Source organism: Dyadobacter koreensis (assembly GCF_900108855.1).
Taxonomy (GTDB): Bacteria; Bacteroidota; Bacteroidia; order Cytophagales; family Spirosomataceae; genus Dyadobacter; species Dyadobacter koreensis.
Genome location: NZ_FNXY01000006.1, coordinates 444,207 through 460,281 on the forward strand (window position 1 = coordinate 444,207; position 16,075 = coordinate 460,281).

The 16,075-nt window shown below is 40.4% G+C and carries 14 protein-coding genes; 9 read left to right on the forward strand and 5 right to left on the reverse strand.

Features of this window, described 5'->3' with window-relative positions; genetic code table 11:
* Positions 1–275 precede the first annotated feature (275 nt).
* The 3 genes from BMY70_RS20550 (at position 276) to BMY70_RS20565 (ending at position 5,946) form a co-directional block, all read left to right on the forward strand.
* Positions 276–839 carry an RNA polymerase sigma factor gene (locus BMY70_RS20550; protein WP_229209707.1) on the forward strand — a complete coding sequence of 188 codons (564 nt, stop codon included), beginning with the start codon at positions 276–278 and terminating at the stop codon, positions 837–839.
* 14 nt (positions 840–853) lie between these two features.
* Positions 854–1,180, forward strand: a complete 327-nt coding sequence (locus BMY70_RS20555) for a hypothetical protein (RefSeq protein ID WP_090338156.1) — start codon at positions 854–856, stop codon at positions 1,178–1,180.
* 884 nt (positions 1,181–2,064) lie between these two features.
* Positions 2,065–5,946, forward strand: coding sequence for a PAS domain S-box protein (locus BMY70_RS20565; protein ID WP_090338158.1), 3,882 nt, complete (start codon positions 2,065–2,067; stop codon positions 5,944–5,946).
* A 24-nt stretch (positions 5,947–5,970) separates the two neighbouring features.
* On the opposite strand, the gene BMY70_RS20570 is transcribed toward BMY70_RS20565, so the two are convergent.
* The gene (locus tag BMY70_RS20570; protein ID WP_090338159.1) at positions 5,971–6,855 is read right to left on the reverse strand and encodes an AraC family transcriptional regulator; all 885 of its coding nucleotides are present in this window, start codon (positions 6,853–6,855) and stop codon (positions 5,971–5,973) included.
* 354 nt (positions 6,856–7,209) lie between these two features.
* Here BMY70_RS20570 and BMY70_RS20575 point away from each other — a divergent pair, with 354 nt between their 5' ends.
* The 3 genes from BMY70_RS20575 (at position 7,210) to BMY70_RS20585 (ending at position 11,513) form a co-directional block, all read left to right on the forward strand.
* Positions 7,210–8,319, forward strand: coding sequence for a glycoside hydrolase family 26 protein (locus BMY70_RS20575; protein ID WP_090338160.1), 1,110 nt, complete (start codon positions 7,210–7,212; stop codon positions 8,317–8,319).
* Positions 8,320–8,430: 111 nt separating this feature from the next.
* Positions 8,431–9,432 (forward strand): CobW family GTP-binding protein, encoded by a 1,002-nt coding sequence (locus tag BMY70_RS20580; RefSeq protein WP_090338161.1) that lies wholly within the window; start codon positions 8,431–8,433, stop codon positions 9,430–9,432.
* A 131-nt stretch (positions 9,433–9,563) separates the two neighbouring features.
* Positions 9,564–11,513: a CocE/NonD family hydrolase gene (locus BMY70_RS20585; protein WP_229209708.1), complete on the forward strand. Its 1,950-nt coding sequence runs from the start codon at positions 9,564–9,566 to the stop codon at positions 11,511–11,513.
* An 84-nt stretch (positions 11,514–11,597) separates the two neighbouring features.
* On the opposite strand, the gene BMY70_RS20590 is transcribed toward BMY70_RS20585, so the two are convergent.
* Entirely contained in the window at positions 11,598–11,873 is a 276-nt protein-coding gene (locus BMY70_RS20590; RefSeq protein WP_090338163.1) for a hypothetical protein, read from the reverse strand.
* Positions 11,874–12,153: 280 nt separating this feature from the next.
* On the opposite strand from BMY70_RS20590, the gene BMY70_RS20595 reads away from it, so the two are divergent.
* Positions 12,154–12,525, forward strand: coding sequence for a DUF7674 family protein (locus tag BMY70_RS20595; protein ID WP_090338164.1), 372 nt, complete (start codon positions 12,154–12,156; stop codon positions 12,523–12,525).
* Here the strand turns inward: BMY70_RS20595 and BMY70_RS20600 are convergent.
* On the reverse strand, positions 12,488–13,285 hold the full coding sequence (locus tag BMY70_RS20600; RefSeq protein ID WP_090338165.1) for a sulfite exporter TauE/SafE family protein: 798 nt from the start codon (positions 13,283–13,285) through the stop codon (positions 12,488–12,490). The genes BMY70_RS20595 and BMY70_RS20600 overlap by 38 nt on opposite strands.
* Before the next feature lie 290 nt (positions 13,286–13,575).
* Here BMY70_RS20600 and BMY70_RS20605 point away from each other — a divergent pair, with 290 nt between their 5' ends.
* A complete protein-coding gene (locus tag BMY70_RS20605; protein ID WP_090338166.1) occupies positions 13,576–14,115 on the forward strand; it encodes a DUF2911 domain-containing protein in 540 nt (179 codons plus the stop codon).
* Between the two features lie 72 nt (positions 14,116–14,187).
* Here the strand turns inward: BMY70_RS20605 and BMY70_RS20610 are convergent, their stop codons facing one another.
* The gene (locus tag BMY70_RS20610; protein ID WP_090338167.1) at positions 14,188–14,421 is read right to left on the reverse strand and encodes a hypothetical protein; all 234 of its coding nucleotides are present in this window, start codon (positions 14,419–14,421) and stop codon (positions 14,188–14,190) included.
* A 221-nt stretch (positions 14,422–14,642) separates the two neighbouring features.
* Positions 14,643–14,879: a hypothetical protein gene (locus tag BMY70_RS20615; protein ID WP_143072137.1), complete on the reverse strand. Its 237-nt coding sequence runs from the start codon at positions 14,877–14,879 to the stop codon at positions 14,643–14,645.
* On the opposite strand from BMY70_RS20615, the gene BMY70_RS20620 reads away from it, so the two are divergent.
* Positions 14,859–16,073: an MFS transporter gene (locus BMY70_RS20620; protein WP_090338169.1), complete on the forward strand. Its 1,215-nt coding sequence runs from the start codon at positions 14,859–14,861 to the stop codon at positions 16,071–16,073. The genes BMY70_RS20615 and BMY70_RS20620 overlap by 21 nt on opposite strands.
* Positions 16,074–16,075 lie beyond the last annotated feature (2 nt).

Here is a 16,075-nt window from a genome sequence, read left to right on the forward strand (position 1 = left end):
TTGATTTTCAAGATTTCTCTGTTCTGTTTATTACCTGTCCAACGGTAAAAAAAACCGTCGGACAGGAAGCTCGACAAACGTTTTCCCAAATTTTGAGATCCGGTTTTCAAACTGGAAATATTACGAAAAATAGCCTTTTGCTGTAAGCTTTATGATGGCTATTTCGTATAGTGCCGAACGTACCCCCTTTAATAATCTCTCGTAACTTTATTAAAAAAAATCAAAACTTTTAAAGTAATATCAAAAATCATCCGTCTTCCTGAAAAAATTGGGAAATGCTTAGCCAAGGAATGACAACAGACACCGGAAATACAATTGGGGATACAATCAAGGAATACGGAAAACGTCTCTTTGGTTTTATCCGCAATAAGGTACGTTCGGAGGAAGATGCGGAAGATATTTTACAGGACGTTTGGTATCAGTTAAGCAACGTGATCAATATTGACGAAATTGATCAGATGAGCGGCTGGTTACACCAGGTTGCGCGAAACAAAATCATTGATAAATATCGAAAAAAAACACCCGAGTTAATTGAAGATTTCAATTATGAAGACGACGATGACGGGTTTAATATGGGTGAAATTCTTCTCGCCGATAATTATACGCCCGAAACTGAATATATAAGAGAGGCATTTTGGAAAGAATTGTTTTTGGCACTGGAAGAATTACCGGAAAATCAGCGTCAGGTATTTGTGTGGAATGAATTGGAAGACCTTACTTTGCAGGATATTGCAAACCGTACGAATGAAAATTTAAAAACAATTATTTCGCGTAAAGGATATGCAGTGAAACATTTAAGGAAGCGGATGAAGCGCTTGTATGATGAATTTTTTAATTAAAGAAACTATAAAAGATGTACGACGGTCCCAAAGATTTTAGAAAAAACAAGGCCAAATTTTTGCTGATTGTTCCGCTTATCATTTGTCTGGTAAGCGGTGTTGTGATGCTTCTGTGGAATGCAATTCTCCCTGAACTGCTGGGTGTAAAATCTATTACTTTCTGGCAATCTGCCGGTTTGCTCGTGCTTTGTAAAATACTTTTTGGTGGCTTTGGTTTTGCCAAGCGCCATGATGGTCCTGGGATGGGCTTCCGGGAAAAATGGCAGAGAAGTTCAGAGGAGCGAGAGAAAATTCGTGAGGAATGGAAGAAGCGCTGCGGACAATGGAAGGATAAGGGATAATGAAAGTTTTATGAATAATTTTCATTTTTTTGCGTAAAAACTTTTGCGTCTATCATTTCATAATTTAAATCATAAAAGGCCGACTTAGGAGATGTCAAGGCCAACTTTGGTTCAGGTTGGTGTTGGTGTGTTGCTCTTTTTTGTCTCGTTTTACATACTTCATTTTCTCGATTTTTCCTTGTGTTCGGTGAGCCCGGTACAGTTTTTCCGCAGCACGGCATAGCGGGTTTACTCGGTTCGGAGCTGGCTTCGGGCCGCAAGAGAGAGGTTTTTAGTCCCCGCACGGAATGGCCTTCGCCGATAATATCAGAAACGTGAGCGAGAAGGAGTACAGCAGTTTCAAACAGAGATTTTAGAGTGGCGAGTATATCGCGGTCGTAGTCGTGGCAGCAAAGACAATCCTTTTAGTTTTAAAAAACTAATATTAAAAATATTTTCGTCATGAAAAGGAAACCAGATCTTTACCAGATTGGCGGCGGACATGGTTGGGACGCCATGGTCTTTTCAAGGACAAATTTGAGCTGAAATTTAAACATGCAGATAAATCTTCCCGGCCATCAGGTGCAGAAGAAATTTACAAAGAATTTCCCCGGTAATTTTTGAGATAAAAATCAAAACTAAGTGTCAGGTGTAGAAAGGTTGCTCGCAATACGGGTTGCCTTTTTTGTTTTTTTACATGTTTTTGTCTGTCAGTATTGTCTTATACCTGATTCGATTTTCAAACGTGAACTTAATTTGAAAGTATGGTAATAAATGTACTATTTTCGGGATATAATCGCGAATTTCGGCTTATTCCTGAAAACGGAAAATGAAATATTTTGAAGAATGGTGATTTTTGTATTTTATAGATTACCAGTTGATAATCAGGAAAGGTAAGCTCAACGATGGACTACTTAAAGAAGGAATTTTACAATTTAATTAGCAGACGTGAGGATATATTTGATTTCATCCAGCAATTTGGTCTGGATGGCTTCTGGTATTGGGATTTGGAAAAACCTGCTAATCAATGGGCTAATCCTAAATTGTGGAACAGTCTGGGTTACAATGCTCAGGATATTCCTCTTTTTAAAAATAATCTACAAACCATTGCCTATCAGTCAGATATCGATGAGTTAGCTGAAAGTGCTTTCTTGTATTGTGGTATTTTTGAATCAGTTTTTGAAAAAGTGATTCGATTTGTCCATAAAAATCAATTTACGATCTGGATGCGCTGTCAAATGAAGTGTATTCATGACGAGCAAGGCAAGCCGATTCGCTTTGTATGCGCTGCGACAATTATTCCAAACGAAGGCGAGGAGGATGTAGACGCCAGTGAACAGGCGCGTTTTTACCAGTCCGTATTGAATAATCAATCAATTTACATCACAAGGATCAACTGGGAAGGTAAGTATACGTATGTCAACGAATACTTTTGCAAAGCTTTCGGAGTGAGTCGGGAAGAAATTTTAGGTACCAGTGCGACAGCTACAATCGTAGAAGAAGATCATCAAAAGTGTTTTGAAGTAGGAAGGTTTTGCTTCGCAAATCCAGGGGAGCCTCATAAAATTATTCTCCATAAGTATACCAAAGACAAAAAAATTAAGGCAAGTGAATGGGAGTTCACCGGAATTCTTGATGATAAAGGTTACGTAACTGAAATATTGAGTGTTGGTTATGACGTAACCAGGAAGATCAAAATGGAAAGAGATTTTTCAGCTCTTGTTTCCAATATGACTGATGTCCTCTTTATCATTAATCCGGAGGGAATATTTACCTATACATCACCAAGCTGGACGAAGTTGTATGGTTATGAAATTTGCGAGACGATAGGGCATAGTTTTACCGAATTTGTACATCCCGAAGATATTGATCGCTGTTTTGTGGCTTTGAGATCGACAGTCGAAAATCAAACTTCGGCACCTCAGGTTGAACATCGCATTCGTCATAAAAATGGAAATTGGTTTTGGAGTAATACCCAGGCAAGCCTAGATCCTACAAATGGTGAAATTGTGCTTACCAGTCATGATATTACCCAAAGAAAACTGGATGAAGAGAAATTAAAAGAATTGGCCCTGGTCGCTTCCAAGACAACGGAAATGATTATAATTTCAGATGCGAACGGCCTTATTACCTGGGTTAACGAAGCTTTTGAAAAGAGGTCGGAATATAAACTGAGTGAAGTTACAGGAAAAAAACCATCTGAGCTGGTTCAGGGGCCGGAGACGAGTCAGGAAACAAAACAACGTTTGGCTAAGGCCATTGCAGAAGGGCTTCCGGTTCATGAAACCATACTGAATTACAGCAAGTCGGGAGTCAAATACTGGATCGATCTTAATATCAATCCAGTCTTTAATGAACGTGGTAAATGTACCAATTTCATTGCCGTTATGCGGGACATCACGGTTTTTAAGCAGGCCCACGAAGAGCTAAAACATACGAAGGAGCTGTTGGAGCAAACCAGCAAGGTTGCGAAGATCGGCGCCTGGGAATATGATGTAGAAACTGAGTTATTGGTTTGGTCGGCATTAACAAAAGAAATTCATAAGGTTCCGCAGGATTTTGTTGCGACCGTTGAAATAGGATTAAGTTTTTATAAAAACGATGTTATCCGCGAAAAGGTAGTGGCAGCTTTCCAGGCTTGTCTGGAACATGGAACACCAATGAATCTGGAAGCTGTGATCGTGACGGAGACAAAAGAGGATATCTGGGTACGAATCATTGCAAAGGCGGATCGTAAAAATGGAAAAACCATAAGGGTTTTCGGTATAATTCAGGATATCGATGAGTTGAAAAAGGCAGAAGAGCTAAGTCAGAAAAATGCCGTGTTGCTTCGAAAACTTTCGGCTCAAATTCCGGGAACATTGTTCCAGTTCCAGGTTTTTGCTGATGGGACCATGTCTTTTCCTTACGTCTCAAAAGAAAATCTGAGCTCCTATCATCTTACGAACGGGTATACAGTCAGTGATCGTACACAACTTTTCCAAAAAGTGCATCCGGACGATGTAATAAGATTCAGTGATTCGATTGCCTATTCGAAAGAAACACTTGAAAAGTGGAGCCTGGATTATCGTGTCGTGAGCGATTCAGGCGAGATTCGCTGGCTAAATGGCGAGGCTGTTCCCGAAAGCCTGGAAGATAGTTTATTATGGCACGGGTATCTCCAGGACATTACAGATCGAAAGTTGGCGGAGCAGGAAATTTTAAACGCTCGTCAGTTAGCCGAAGCCGCAAGTAAATCCAAGTCAGAATTCCTGACAAATATGAGCCACGAGATACGTACCCCTCTGAACGGTGTCATTGGATTTACTGATCTTTTAATGAAAACGGGTCTTGATGAAACTCAGCATCAATATCTATCCATGGTTTTTCAATCTGCCAATTCGCTGCTTGATATTATTAACGATATCCTTGATTTTTCTAAAATTGAAGCAGGTAAATTGGAACTCTCGGTTGAGAAAACTGATCTGTTGGAACTCTGTGGGCAGGTTACTGACATGGTGACTTATCAGGCGCATCAAAAACATCTTGAAGTTTTACTGAATATTTCCTCGGATGTTCCCCGATTTGCGTGGGTCGATCCGGTTCGTTTGCGTCAGATATTGATCAATCTTTTAGGAAACGCTGTTAAGTTTACCGAAGAGGGAGAAATTGAACTTAAAGTAGAAGTGATCGAAAAATTGGAAAATGGAGATACGGTATTCTGTTTTTCTGTGCGCGATACCGGAATTGGAATCAATGAAAAAAATCTGCTGAAAATATTTGAAGCATTTGCCCAGGAAGACGCCTCTACAACGAAAAGGTTTGGAGGAACCGGACTCGGTCTGCCGATTTCAAATAAGCTTTTAGCGCTGATGGATAGCCAGTTAAAGCTTGAAAGCCGGCCTGCGCAAGGGAGTAAATTCTTTTTTGAAGTCACTTTTAAATCTTATCAAAGCGCTTTGCCTGACTGGTCGAATATTGAGTCGGTTCATAATGTGTTAATCGTTGATGACAGTGTAGCAAATGGTTTGATACTTAAAGATATGCTTGCCAATCGGCAAATTGAATCGCAAATCGTACATACCGGCGCAGAAGCGGTTGATCTACTGAACTCGAAAAAGAAATTTGACGTCTTGTTAATTGATTATCATCTATCGGAAATGACTGGTGTTTCGACCATCCGGGAAATAAGGAATAGTACAGATCCTATAATGCGGGACCAGCGAATTATTTTGATGTATGGTTCTGCGGATGATCAGCATATAAGTGATTTCAGCAGAGAGCTAAATATCGTTTACCAGCTTGTGAAACCAGTTAAAATCCAGAAACTTTTTAACGCACTGCAAAAATTGGATACTAATGATAAACCCGAGTTGCTGCCGGCAGCGAAAACAAAAGTCGTCGAAATTCCTGAATTAGATCGAGGAGAAATTACGATTCTGGTCGCAGAAGACAACCGGATTAATATGATTTTGGTCAAAACATTTCTAACTAAAATACTAGCCGGCGTTCGAGTTGTTGAAGCCTTAAATGGCAAGGAAGCGGTATCGCTTTTTGCAAAGGAACAGCCTGATCTGGTGTTAATGGATGTCCAAATGCCGGAAATGAACGGTTACGAGGCATCCGTTGAGATACGGAATAAGGAATCTGGCGGAAAACGCACACCAATTATTGCGCTGACAGCCGGGACTTTAAAAGGAGAGCGCGAGCGTTGTGTAGAAGCCGGGATGGATGATTATTTAACGAAGCCGGTCTTGAAAGAAACGCTTCAGGCCACATTGGATAAATGGCTTGTCAAACACGTTTAGCATAGCTGTGCGGGGACATTCGCGTTAGACGAATGTCCTTGTGCCAGCATAATTCTCCCTGAATTCCTTGGGTGTACAGCCGTTTTTATTTTTGAAAATCCGGTTAAAATAGGAAAGGTTATTGAAGCCGCATTTGTAGGCAATCTCAGAAATAGTATTGGTTGTATCGATCAGCGACCGTGATGTGTGTCCGAGCCTAATCTCATTCAAGCTTTCAATAAAGGTTTTTCCTGTCCTTTTTTTAATAAACCGGCTGAAAGATACTTCTGTCATTCCTGCGAGTTTAGCAACTCCCTCCAAGGTGATTTCCTTGTCATAGTTATCGCGCATGTAAGCAAAAACTTTCTCAATTCTCCGGCTGTTAAAATTGATATTATCATCTGTAAATGTACTGTTTGAAAGTACACGCATATTACGTGATATGGAGAGGTCGTGCAATATGGACATTAGCTCAAGCATGGAGTCAAAGCCGCTTTTTTGATTCAGCGACATCAAACGGGGCATAATTCTCTCTATTGTGTCTTTCGAAAATGCAATTCCCCGCACCGCCTTTTCCATAAGAGACCGAATAAAAAATAACTGGTTGCGGCGAAGCAGCTTCTCATCAAACAGGTCCCGGTGGAACTGAACCGTAATTTCTTCAACTTCCGGCATACCTTCTTCCCATTTATACTGATGCGTAAACCAGCCGTGAGGAAGATTATTCCCGACCAGTACAAGCTCTGCGTTTTCGATCACTTCGGTATGATCGCCGACAATTCTCTTCACACCTTTCCCACCCATAATCAGGTTTAATTCAAACTCATTATGATTGTGGAGCGGGAAGTCGAACGTCTTCTTTTTTCTGGAAAAAACAGTAAAACAATCATACTGCGTTAACGGTGTTATTTCCCTGTAAACTTCGATCATGTCAGTGTTTCAAAATGTAAAATAGAATCAAATATATGTATTAATAATGACTGTAAGTATTATGATTTTCCAGAAATGTTTTGTTAAAATATCAATATTAATTATTTAATATTTTAAGAAAAAGAGATTTCAAAGGGATTAATACTTATTATTCTACAATATTAAACCAAAATATGCATGTTATTCTGTTTCTATCAATTCATGGATAGATAAAATAGTATTAGTTAAAGGCGCAGTTTTGTACATAATTTTGCCGTTGCCTAAATACCGATTTCAAAACTTCATTTTTTATCGGTTCTGGAATTGGAATAAAATGTCGACAAAATAGATTTTTAAATTACTCAGGATGCTTTTATGAAAAAAAATACTCTTTTTACTGTGCTGCTTCTCTGCATAAGCCATGTCGGCATTTCCCAGATCGACACAAAGGCTACGAAAGAAACCAAAGCGCTCTACCGTAATCTGGGGAAAATCGCAAGTACGAACATTTTGTTTGGCCACCAGCATGCCACCGAGTACGGCCACGGATGGTCTGGTGAGTCAGATCGTTCCGATGTAAAGTCTGTAACTGGCTCGCATCCGGCGATTATTGGCGTGGATATAAGCGGATTGTCGGGCCGTCCCGCTGATGAGATCTTAAAGAATAGCGAAGTTCTGCGCAAAAATGTTGTTGATACTTATAACCGTGGTGGTGTAACGACGGTCGCCTGGCATTTTTCGAATCCGGCTTCCGGCGGAGGATTTTATTGGAAAGACTCTGTGTCGGCACGGGCAATTGAACTGATAAAACCAGGTGGGTCTCATCATGAAAAATACAAGGAAATTTTGAGAACGATCGCTGATTTTGCAAAATCGGCAAAGGGAAAAGATGGCTCGAATGTCCCGATGTTATTCCGCCCTTACCATGAGTTTGACGGGGACTGGTTTTGGTGGGGTAAAAGCCATTGTTCCAGAGAGGATTTTATTTCAGTGTGGCAGTTTACGGTCACTTATCTGCGTGACACATTAGGCGTGCATAATTTCATTTACGTTTTTTCTCCTGACTGCAAATTCAATTCAGAGCAGGAATTTTTGGAGAGATATCCAGGAGATAAATTTGTGGATATGGTCGGAATGGACAATTATGCAGACTTCGGCAGGGATGGTAAATACAACTTAGAAGCCGGCATAAAAAAGTTAAAAATTGTTTCGGACTACGCGAAAAAGGCAAATAAAGTCGCCGCATTCACTGAAACCGGTCTGGAGAGTATTCCTGATAAAAACTGGTGGACAGAATCTCTGTTAAAATCCCTGAAAGCCGAGAAGATAAATCTTGCTTATGTTCTTGTCTGGAGAAACGATACAAGGAGTTCCACTCACTATTATGCTCCATTTCCCGGTCAGGTCAGCGTTCCGGATTTTAAGGTTTTTTACGACGATCCGTACACGTTATTTGAAAAAGATCTCGTAAATATTTATCATTAATTTTAACTCCGGCTGAAACTGATTGTGAATTTTTCACGCTCCAAAATGTTATTGAAAAGATTGCAGTTTAATGAATGTATATTGCAACTTTGATGCAAATAAGTTAATAGTATGAAATCACAGTCAACAATTAATGTATATCTGATCACCGGTTTTTTGGGTGCCGGAAAAACAACTCTATTAAATCATCTGCTGAAAAGTCTGGAAGGCAGCCGGAATGTAGTGATTGAAAATGAATTCGGCAAGGCTTCGATTGATGGAAACCTGATCGCCAAACAGTATAGCCAGCTTTATGAATTAAATAATGGCTGTATCTGCTGCTCGCTTGACGAGGAATTATACGATGTTTTGAATGTACTGGCTTTCAGTGAACAACGTCCGGATAATTTGTTTATCGAAACAACGGGCGTTGCAGATGCCGGAACAGTCGCCGAAATTTTCAAGAGAGAGGACGTAGGGAAGGTTTTCAAACTAAAAAAGGTTATTTGTGTTGCAGATGCCGAAACAGTGGAAGATTATATTACCGAAACCGAAGAAACGATTCGACAGATTGTAATTTCAGATTTGATCATCATCAATAAAATAAATTTTGTTTCACCAGAATATGTCGCAAAACTGGAAAGCCTGATGCACTCATTGAATCCATTCGCTGAAATTATTTTATCAGCTGATGGTAAAATTTCGATAGATGCTTTGGAAGGCGAAAGACAGGAAAAGACGCCAGATATTTCAGAGATTGAACAGAATTTTAAGCATACCAACGTTCACAAGATCAAAACAGTAACTTACAAAACGGAAAATGTATATTACCGGGATTATCTTATGCATGCGCTGAATGTGTCGCTGATGATCCATTACAAACAGATTTACAGAATCAAAGGCTTTGTTAAATTTGAAGGAAGTAATGAAAAAGTGCTGGTGCAATCGACTGGGAAAAGGTTGACGTTTGAAAATTACGGGACCTGGGAGGACGACGATCCAATCTCGGAACTGGTGTTCATCGGTGTCGGGTTGGAGATGGCGGCAGTCCAGAGAATCTTACGGCCGGCGATAAAAAAAGTGACGAACGATAAGTTAAAAACTATGCGGCTTGCCATAAAAGGCGGCATCTGACCCGACCACGATACACGAAAATGTCATCGGATTTCTGACATTGGAATTTGTTAAACCGGATTAGTGCAAATTTGTGTATTCGTGGCAAGTTTTTACTAAATTAGCTTGTGAACTCACTAAGCTATTTAATTTTGAAAACAACCGCCTTTTCGTTCAGTGGATCAGATTTTCATTTGATCAAAAAACACAATTCTCTCCGTCTTGCTTTTCTTTTAATTTTTCTGTTTTCAGCAACCGCAGATCTCTTCGCACAAAGAGGAAAAGTTAACGAAGATTCACTTTACATCCGCGAACATTACAATAAAATCGAAAAAATGATCCCGATGCGGGACGGTGTGAAGTTGTTCACGGCGATCTATATTCCGAAAGATATTTCGGCTTCCAAGAAATACCCCATCCTCCTTAATAGAACTCCTTACAGTTCTGCACCTTATGGTGAAACGATGTTCAAAACGGTGTTAGGCCCATCTATGAATTTTGCCCGGGATGGATATATTGTTGTCTATCAGGATGTTCGGGGGAAGTATATGTCGGAAGGCGACTTTGAAGCATATCGCCCTTTTATTCGTGAGAAAAAAAGCAAAACTGATATTGATGAAAGTTCTGACACGTTTGATACAATCGACTGGCTGATAAAAAATATTCAGGACAATAATGGAAAAGTAGGAAGCTGGGGAATATCAGCTCCGGGATATTATGCAACGATGACAGCTGTGGATGCGCATCCTGCACTTAAAGTTGCTTCGCCTCAGGCACCGGTCACGGACTGGTATATGGGCGATGACCGACATCACAACGGTGCTTTTTTCTTGATGGGAACATTTGCTTTTATTTCTTCCTATGGCGCTCCAAGGCCTGTTCCGACCCCAAAGGGCACACCTGCTTTTTCTAATTATGGCACACCGGATTCTTATGAGTTCTACAAAAATTTGGGGCCGTTAAAAAATGTCAATGAAAAAATCTTCAAACACGAGAACCGCATCTGGAATCAGTTGATGGAGCATGAGGTTTATGATGAATTCTGGCAATCCCGTACTCCGGTACCTCACTTGAAAAACATTAAACCGGCTGTTATGGTCGTTGGTGGCTGGTTTGATCAGGAAGATTTATACGGACCATTGAAAACATATCAGGGCATAGAAAACAATAAACCTAAATCTCCCAATCTGCTCGTGATGGGACCCTGGATTCATGGGGGATGGGCGAGAGGAACGGGAGAGTCGCTTGGTAATATCCGTTTTGGTTCTAAGACAAGTGCATTTTATCAGTCAGAAATTGAATTGCCATACTTCAATCATTTCCTGAAAGACAAACAGGATCCGAAACTTCCGAAGGCATTTATCTTCGAAACCGGATCGAACGAATGGAAAAAGTACGATCAATGGCCACCAAAAAATTCGGTTGAAAAGAAACTTTATTTGCATGCGAATGGAAAGCTTTCGTTCGAACCTTCCGGGGGAAATGCTGCAACTTCTTTTGATGAGTATACGAGCGATCCGGCAAAACCAGTTCCCTACACTTCAGAGATCCGGATTATTCGCGGTAGTGATTACATGTATGAAGACCAACGTTTTGCTGCGACCAGGCCAGATGTACTTGTTTACGAGTCTGATGTTTTAAAGGAAGATGTGGCAATTTCCGGAAATGTTTTTGCCGATCTTTTTGTGTCAACCACGGGAACAGATGCAGATTTTGTTGTCAAGCTGATCGATGTATATCCCGGGGATGCACCTAATGACAGCCCTGTGAATCCGTCCATGAAAATGGGTGGTTTTCAGCTACTGATCAGGGGAGAGGTGATGCGTGCCAAATTCCGCAACAGTTTTTCAAAACCCGAAGCAATGACTCCTAATAAAGTGGAACGTGTGAAATTTGACATGCAGGATGCCGCACACCGATTTAAGAAAGGTCATAAAATTATGATCCAGGTACAAAGCTCCTGGTTTCCGCTCGTGGACCGAAATCCACAGAAATTTGTGAATATTTACCAGGCAACCGAGGCAGATTTTCAGTCAGCTAAACATAGAATTTATACGTCGGGAACAAGCGGTTCATATGTTGGAGTCCGCGTTATCGAATAGAAACTACTTGCTAAAAATATTTGATAAAAATTAAGATCCGCTATCAGAATTTTCCTGATAGCGGATTTTTTAATCGCGGGTATCCTAGTTCTCCTGATGGATCAGCTTGTTCAACCGGTCAATTAAACGGATCAAGTCTTCCTCCGCATCTGACAGCTCTTTTAACTCGCCTCGTTCAATCACATTTCCAGCAGGATCATAAAAATTCTTGAATTCCTCACTTACATCGGGGTTTTCGCGGTTTTCTGAGGCAAATTCAGTATTAAGATCAATCTCAGTCTTTTCAAACTCGACCTGTTGTCGCTTAGCCATAATTTTTTCCTGCAGCTCTTTTATTTCCCTCTCTTTCTGATTTTCCATGGTAGATTTCTGTTTTGTCCTGACGGCAAATACTCAAAAACCAGGCCAGTAGCAATGGTACGGGTAATCTGTTTTTGTGTTTTGAAAATCAGTATTTTAATTGAATTGTAACGTTCGCTCAATCTCAAACTGATAAAATTCTTATCGTTTTGATAGGTATAATTTGCTAGTCAGAGTCTTAAAAAATAAGTAAAGTATTATTATTCAAAAGTTTACGACATTTAAACTTTTTGAGGAATAGAAATGATACAATCATCATCAGCATTTAATTTGATTGATTATGATAACACAATTTCAAATCATTGGTTTATTAAAACACGAGCTTCCCAAAATGAATGGGAAAGCCTATTTCTCGGAAATTCCGAGAGCATTCTCGTCCATCCATGCTTCAATTTATTGCTTGTCTGATTTTACTCGAAAAAATCTTGAATCAAAACATTTCAAAACGGCCCGTAAGTGTTTCGCACTGGCAGAAAAAATCTATCTGGACGGAGATATAATGGTGCAGCTGTTGATTGAGCGGGTTTTTATTGATTCTTTAATTCTGGAAAAAACGATAAAGGGAAAAAATCATCTGGAAACACTTATTCCGCCGGTTCTTCAAAAGATATATCTCACGCACCAGGAGCAAATATCTCCCAGCCATACTTAAAGATCATAAGGGTAACGACCACCAGGAAGATGATACGTACGAAATCGTTGCCTTTTCGTAATGCAAGTTTGCTGCCTATCATGTTTCCGGCCATGTTCATGGCCGCCATGATCAGCGCAAGTTCCAGCATATAATTTCCCTGACGGATGAAAACAAACAAGGCCGAAATATTGGTGACGCAGTTGACGATTTTTGCATATGCAGAAGCCTGAACAAATTCAAATCCAAGTACAACAACGAAAGCCAATACAAAAAAGCTGCCGGTGCCTGGACCAAAAAAGCCATCGTAAAAGCCGATTACGAGGCCAATCAGACCGCCATAAATAAGTTGTTTTGTCAAAGGAAGTTCCTTCGTTTTGATAGATCCTAGATCCTTCTTGAAAAAAGTATAGAGCGCGATAGCTATTAAAATAAACAGAATGATTGGTTTGAGCACATTGACATTGATCATGCTGACGATCCGCGCGCCGGTGAACGAGGAAATGAAACAACAAAAAGAAATGACAAACAAAAGAAGGAAGTCGAAAACAATTTTCTTGGCATAATGAAAAGCAGCAACAGCCGTTCCGGCGAGAGCGGCAATTTTATTTGTACCGAATAAAGTTGCAATCGGAGCATTGGGGAAGCCGATCAAAAGAGCTGGAATCTGAATCAGCCCGCCGCCTCCGACAACGGCGTCAATGAAGCCTGCGATAAAGGCGAGTACACCAAGTATAAAATAAGTAGTAGAATTATAATCTGTAAAAAGTTCAGATAACATAGCAGATAGGGACGTGCCGGAAGATGCGGCGAAGCTAGGTATCTGTCAGGTAGAAAAAAAATGCCGGAATACATTCCAGGGTAAATTATAATTTCATCTTTAGGACGTTCAACTTCTGAATTTATTTTTTTGAAAAATAAAAACTTAAAATGTTGAATGTGAATAACCTCATGGATCTAAGCTTATCAAAAATAGATTCTAATCATGATTAAATTTTGTTTATTTTAGTCAGGGGAATTCGTTTCTCGATTAAAAGGAAAAGAAAATTTAAACAAAAATTCAAGGACAGCATGAAAAAGGAAATTATTGCAAAAGGTTTTATGATGACATTTGCGATGTTGCTAATGGCAACTCTCACATGGGCTCAGGGCGATAAAGCAAGTAGACCAAGCCCGCCGCAAACTGCATCGGGAAAAGTGGGTGGCGCAAATATTACGATCAGTTATTCAAGTCCTTCGGTGAAAGGACGCAAAATATTTGGCGACCTCGTTCCGTACGACAAAGTATGGAGAGCTGGCGCAAATGAGGCAACAATTTTTGAAACGGATAAAGCTGTGACCATCGGCGGGAAACAATTGCCGGCCGGAAAGTATAGTCTTTATGCAATTCCCGGCGCGAGTGAGTGGACATTTATTTTCAATTCTGAAACAGGTCAGTGGGGGATAAAACGTACAGGTGATACGAGCAAAGATGCCTCAAAAGATGTTTTGAGCGTTACAGCTAAACCAGCCAAAAGCGCGTCTATGAATGAAAAACTGAAGTATGAAGTGACATCAACTGGTTTTACACTGTTGTGGGATAACACCGAAGTGCCGGTTGCAATCAAGTAAATTCTTTAATGAAAAGGCCAGGGAGGATTTCTGTCTGAAGTCCTCCCTGGCTTTTTTATTAGATCGATTATTTCAAAGTAAAATCACTCTGTGTGGTTCAGGAAAACTCTCCACGGGCGCTTCCGGATATTCGAGCGAGATGCGCTTTCCTGATTTTTCGGCTTCTTCTAAAAGCTGGAAAATTTTCTCCTCGCCTTCAATTTTCAAGGCCTGATACAAAAGGTTTCCGTACTGGAACTCATTAGAACCAAAACCGTTTACCTGCGCAGCGAATTGGTATTGATCGAATAATTGTTTTCCTGTCATGGCTATTTAATGTTTTTGGAGTGTTTCTTTGCCTGAACAACAGATGTAATTATGAAATCAAAGGTTGCATGATAATTTTTGATCTGAAATAAAATTATGAGCAACGGTAAATTCAGACTATATGGTGCCCCCGCCCAGGCGATCGGTAATTATTGCCTGCCATTGTTGTGATCGATCGTTGGCTTCCTCCATTTGGGTAGACAGTAAATTTTGTTTAGAAGTCAACATATCAGTGTAATCTGTGGCCGGGCAATAACGCATAAGTTTTTAGTGAAGTCAACCGATTTTCTCAGAGCCAGCAACTGTTTCGCACGAACTGTTTGCTGCTCCAAAGCTGTCTGTAAAAAATAATGCAGATACTGTGAACCGTGTTCTGAATCAAACTGTTGATCATAAACTCCGGCAGCCACCCGGTCTGTATCCTGGAATTCAAGTTTATGGTTCAAAAAATTATACATAACTACAAGGTTTCTTTCAGCGGCCTAAGTAAAGAAACATGGCTTTTGAGTTTGGTAATTCTCATCAACCGATGCGGATATATGGCCGTGCCTTTTATGAGTATGTATATTACGCAAAGCATGCACCGAAGTATAGCCGATGCGGGGTTAATCATTACGCTATTTGGTGTCGGTTCGGTACTTGGCGCCATGGCTGGTGGATATTTGACTGATAAAATAGGGTTTCATACAGTCCAGATTGTCAGTCTGATAACAAGCGGTTTATTATTCGTTTTATTTGGACATGTCGATGACTTCAATGGTTTATGCGCATTAACGGTTGTGCTTAGTTTTTTTGTTGAGGGATTTAAACCTGCCAATAATACGGCTGTGGCTTCTTATTCAGCGCCTGAAAACCTGACGCGTTCATATGCTTTAAACAGGCTTGCGCAAAATGTTGGTTTTGGGTTTGGTACTTCCGTAGGCGGACTTCTGGCAGCTATTGACTATCATTTATTGTTCTGGGTGGATGGGGCAGTTTATTCCTTTGCAGGATTATTAATTCTGCTTCTTTTACCAAAAGGAAGAAAAAATGAAAAAATAATAGCAGGCGAAAGTGCTGATGTTCCGTCCTTATCTCCCTGGAAAGATCCTTTTTTTACCCGCTTTATTTTTCTAGTAACCGTCTATATGGTCAGTTTTGTATTACTTTTCAGACTGGTGCCTGTTTACTGGAAAGAGCAGTTACATATTGGAGAATCGACGATCGGAATTTTGTTGGGCATGAATGGCGTCGTCATTGCGCTCTTCGAAATGGTTCTTATCCAAAATCTGGTAGGTCGGAAACCTGAGACTTTTTACATTGTCGCGGGGGTGGTGTTTACTGCAGTCGCCTATGTCTTTCTCGTGCTTCCCGGCGTTGGTCCTGTAATTATTGCTGCTGCAACAGTATTATTTTTTACAACGGGTGAAATGCTGACACTTCCTTACATCAGCACTATGATCATGAGCAGGGCAACTGAGCTGAATCGTGGGAAGTATTCTGCCGCTTATTCCTTGTCATGGGCAGTTGCTCAAATTATCGGTCCGGCAGGCGGAGGATATATTGCAGCGCATTGGGGATACAATACGCTGTGGATGGTGCTCGTCGTTTTTAGCGTCGTAACTGCAATTGGATTTAAATTATTATTTCAAAAACAGATACGTCTGGGTTAACG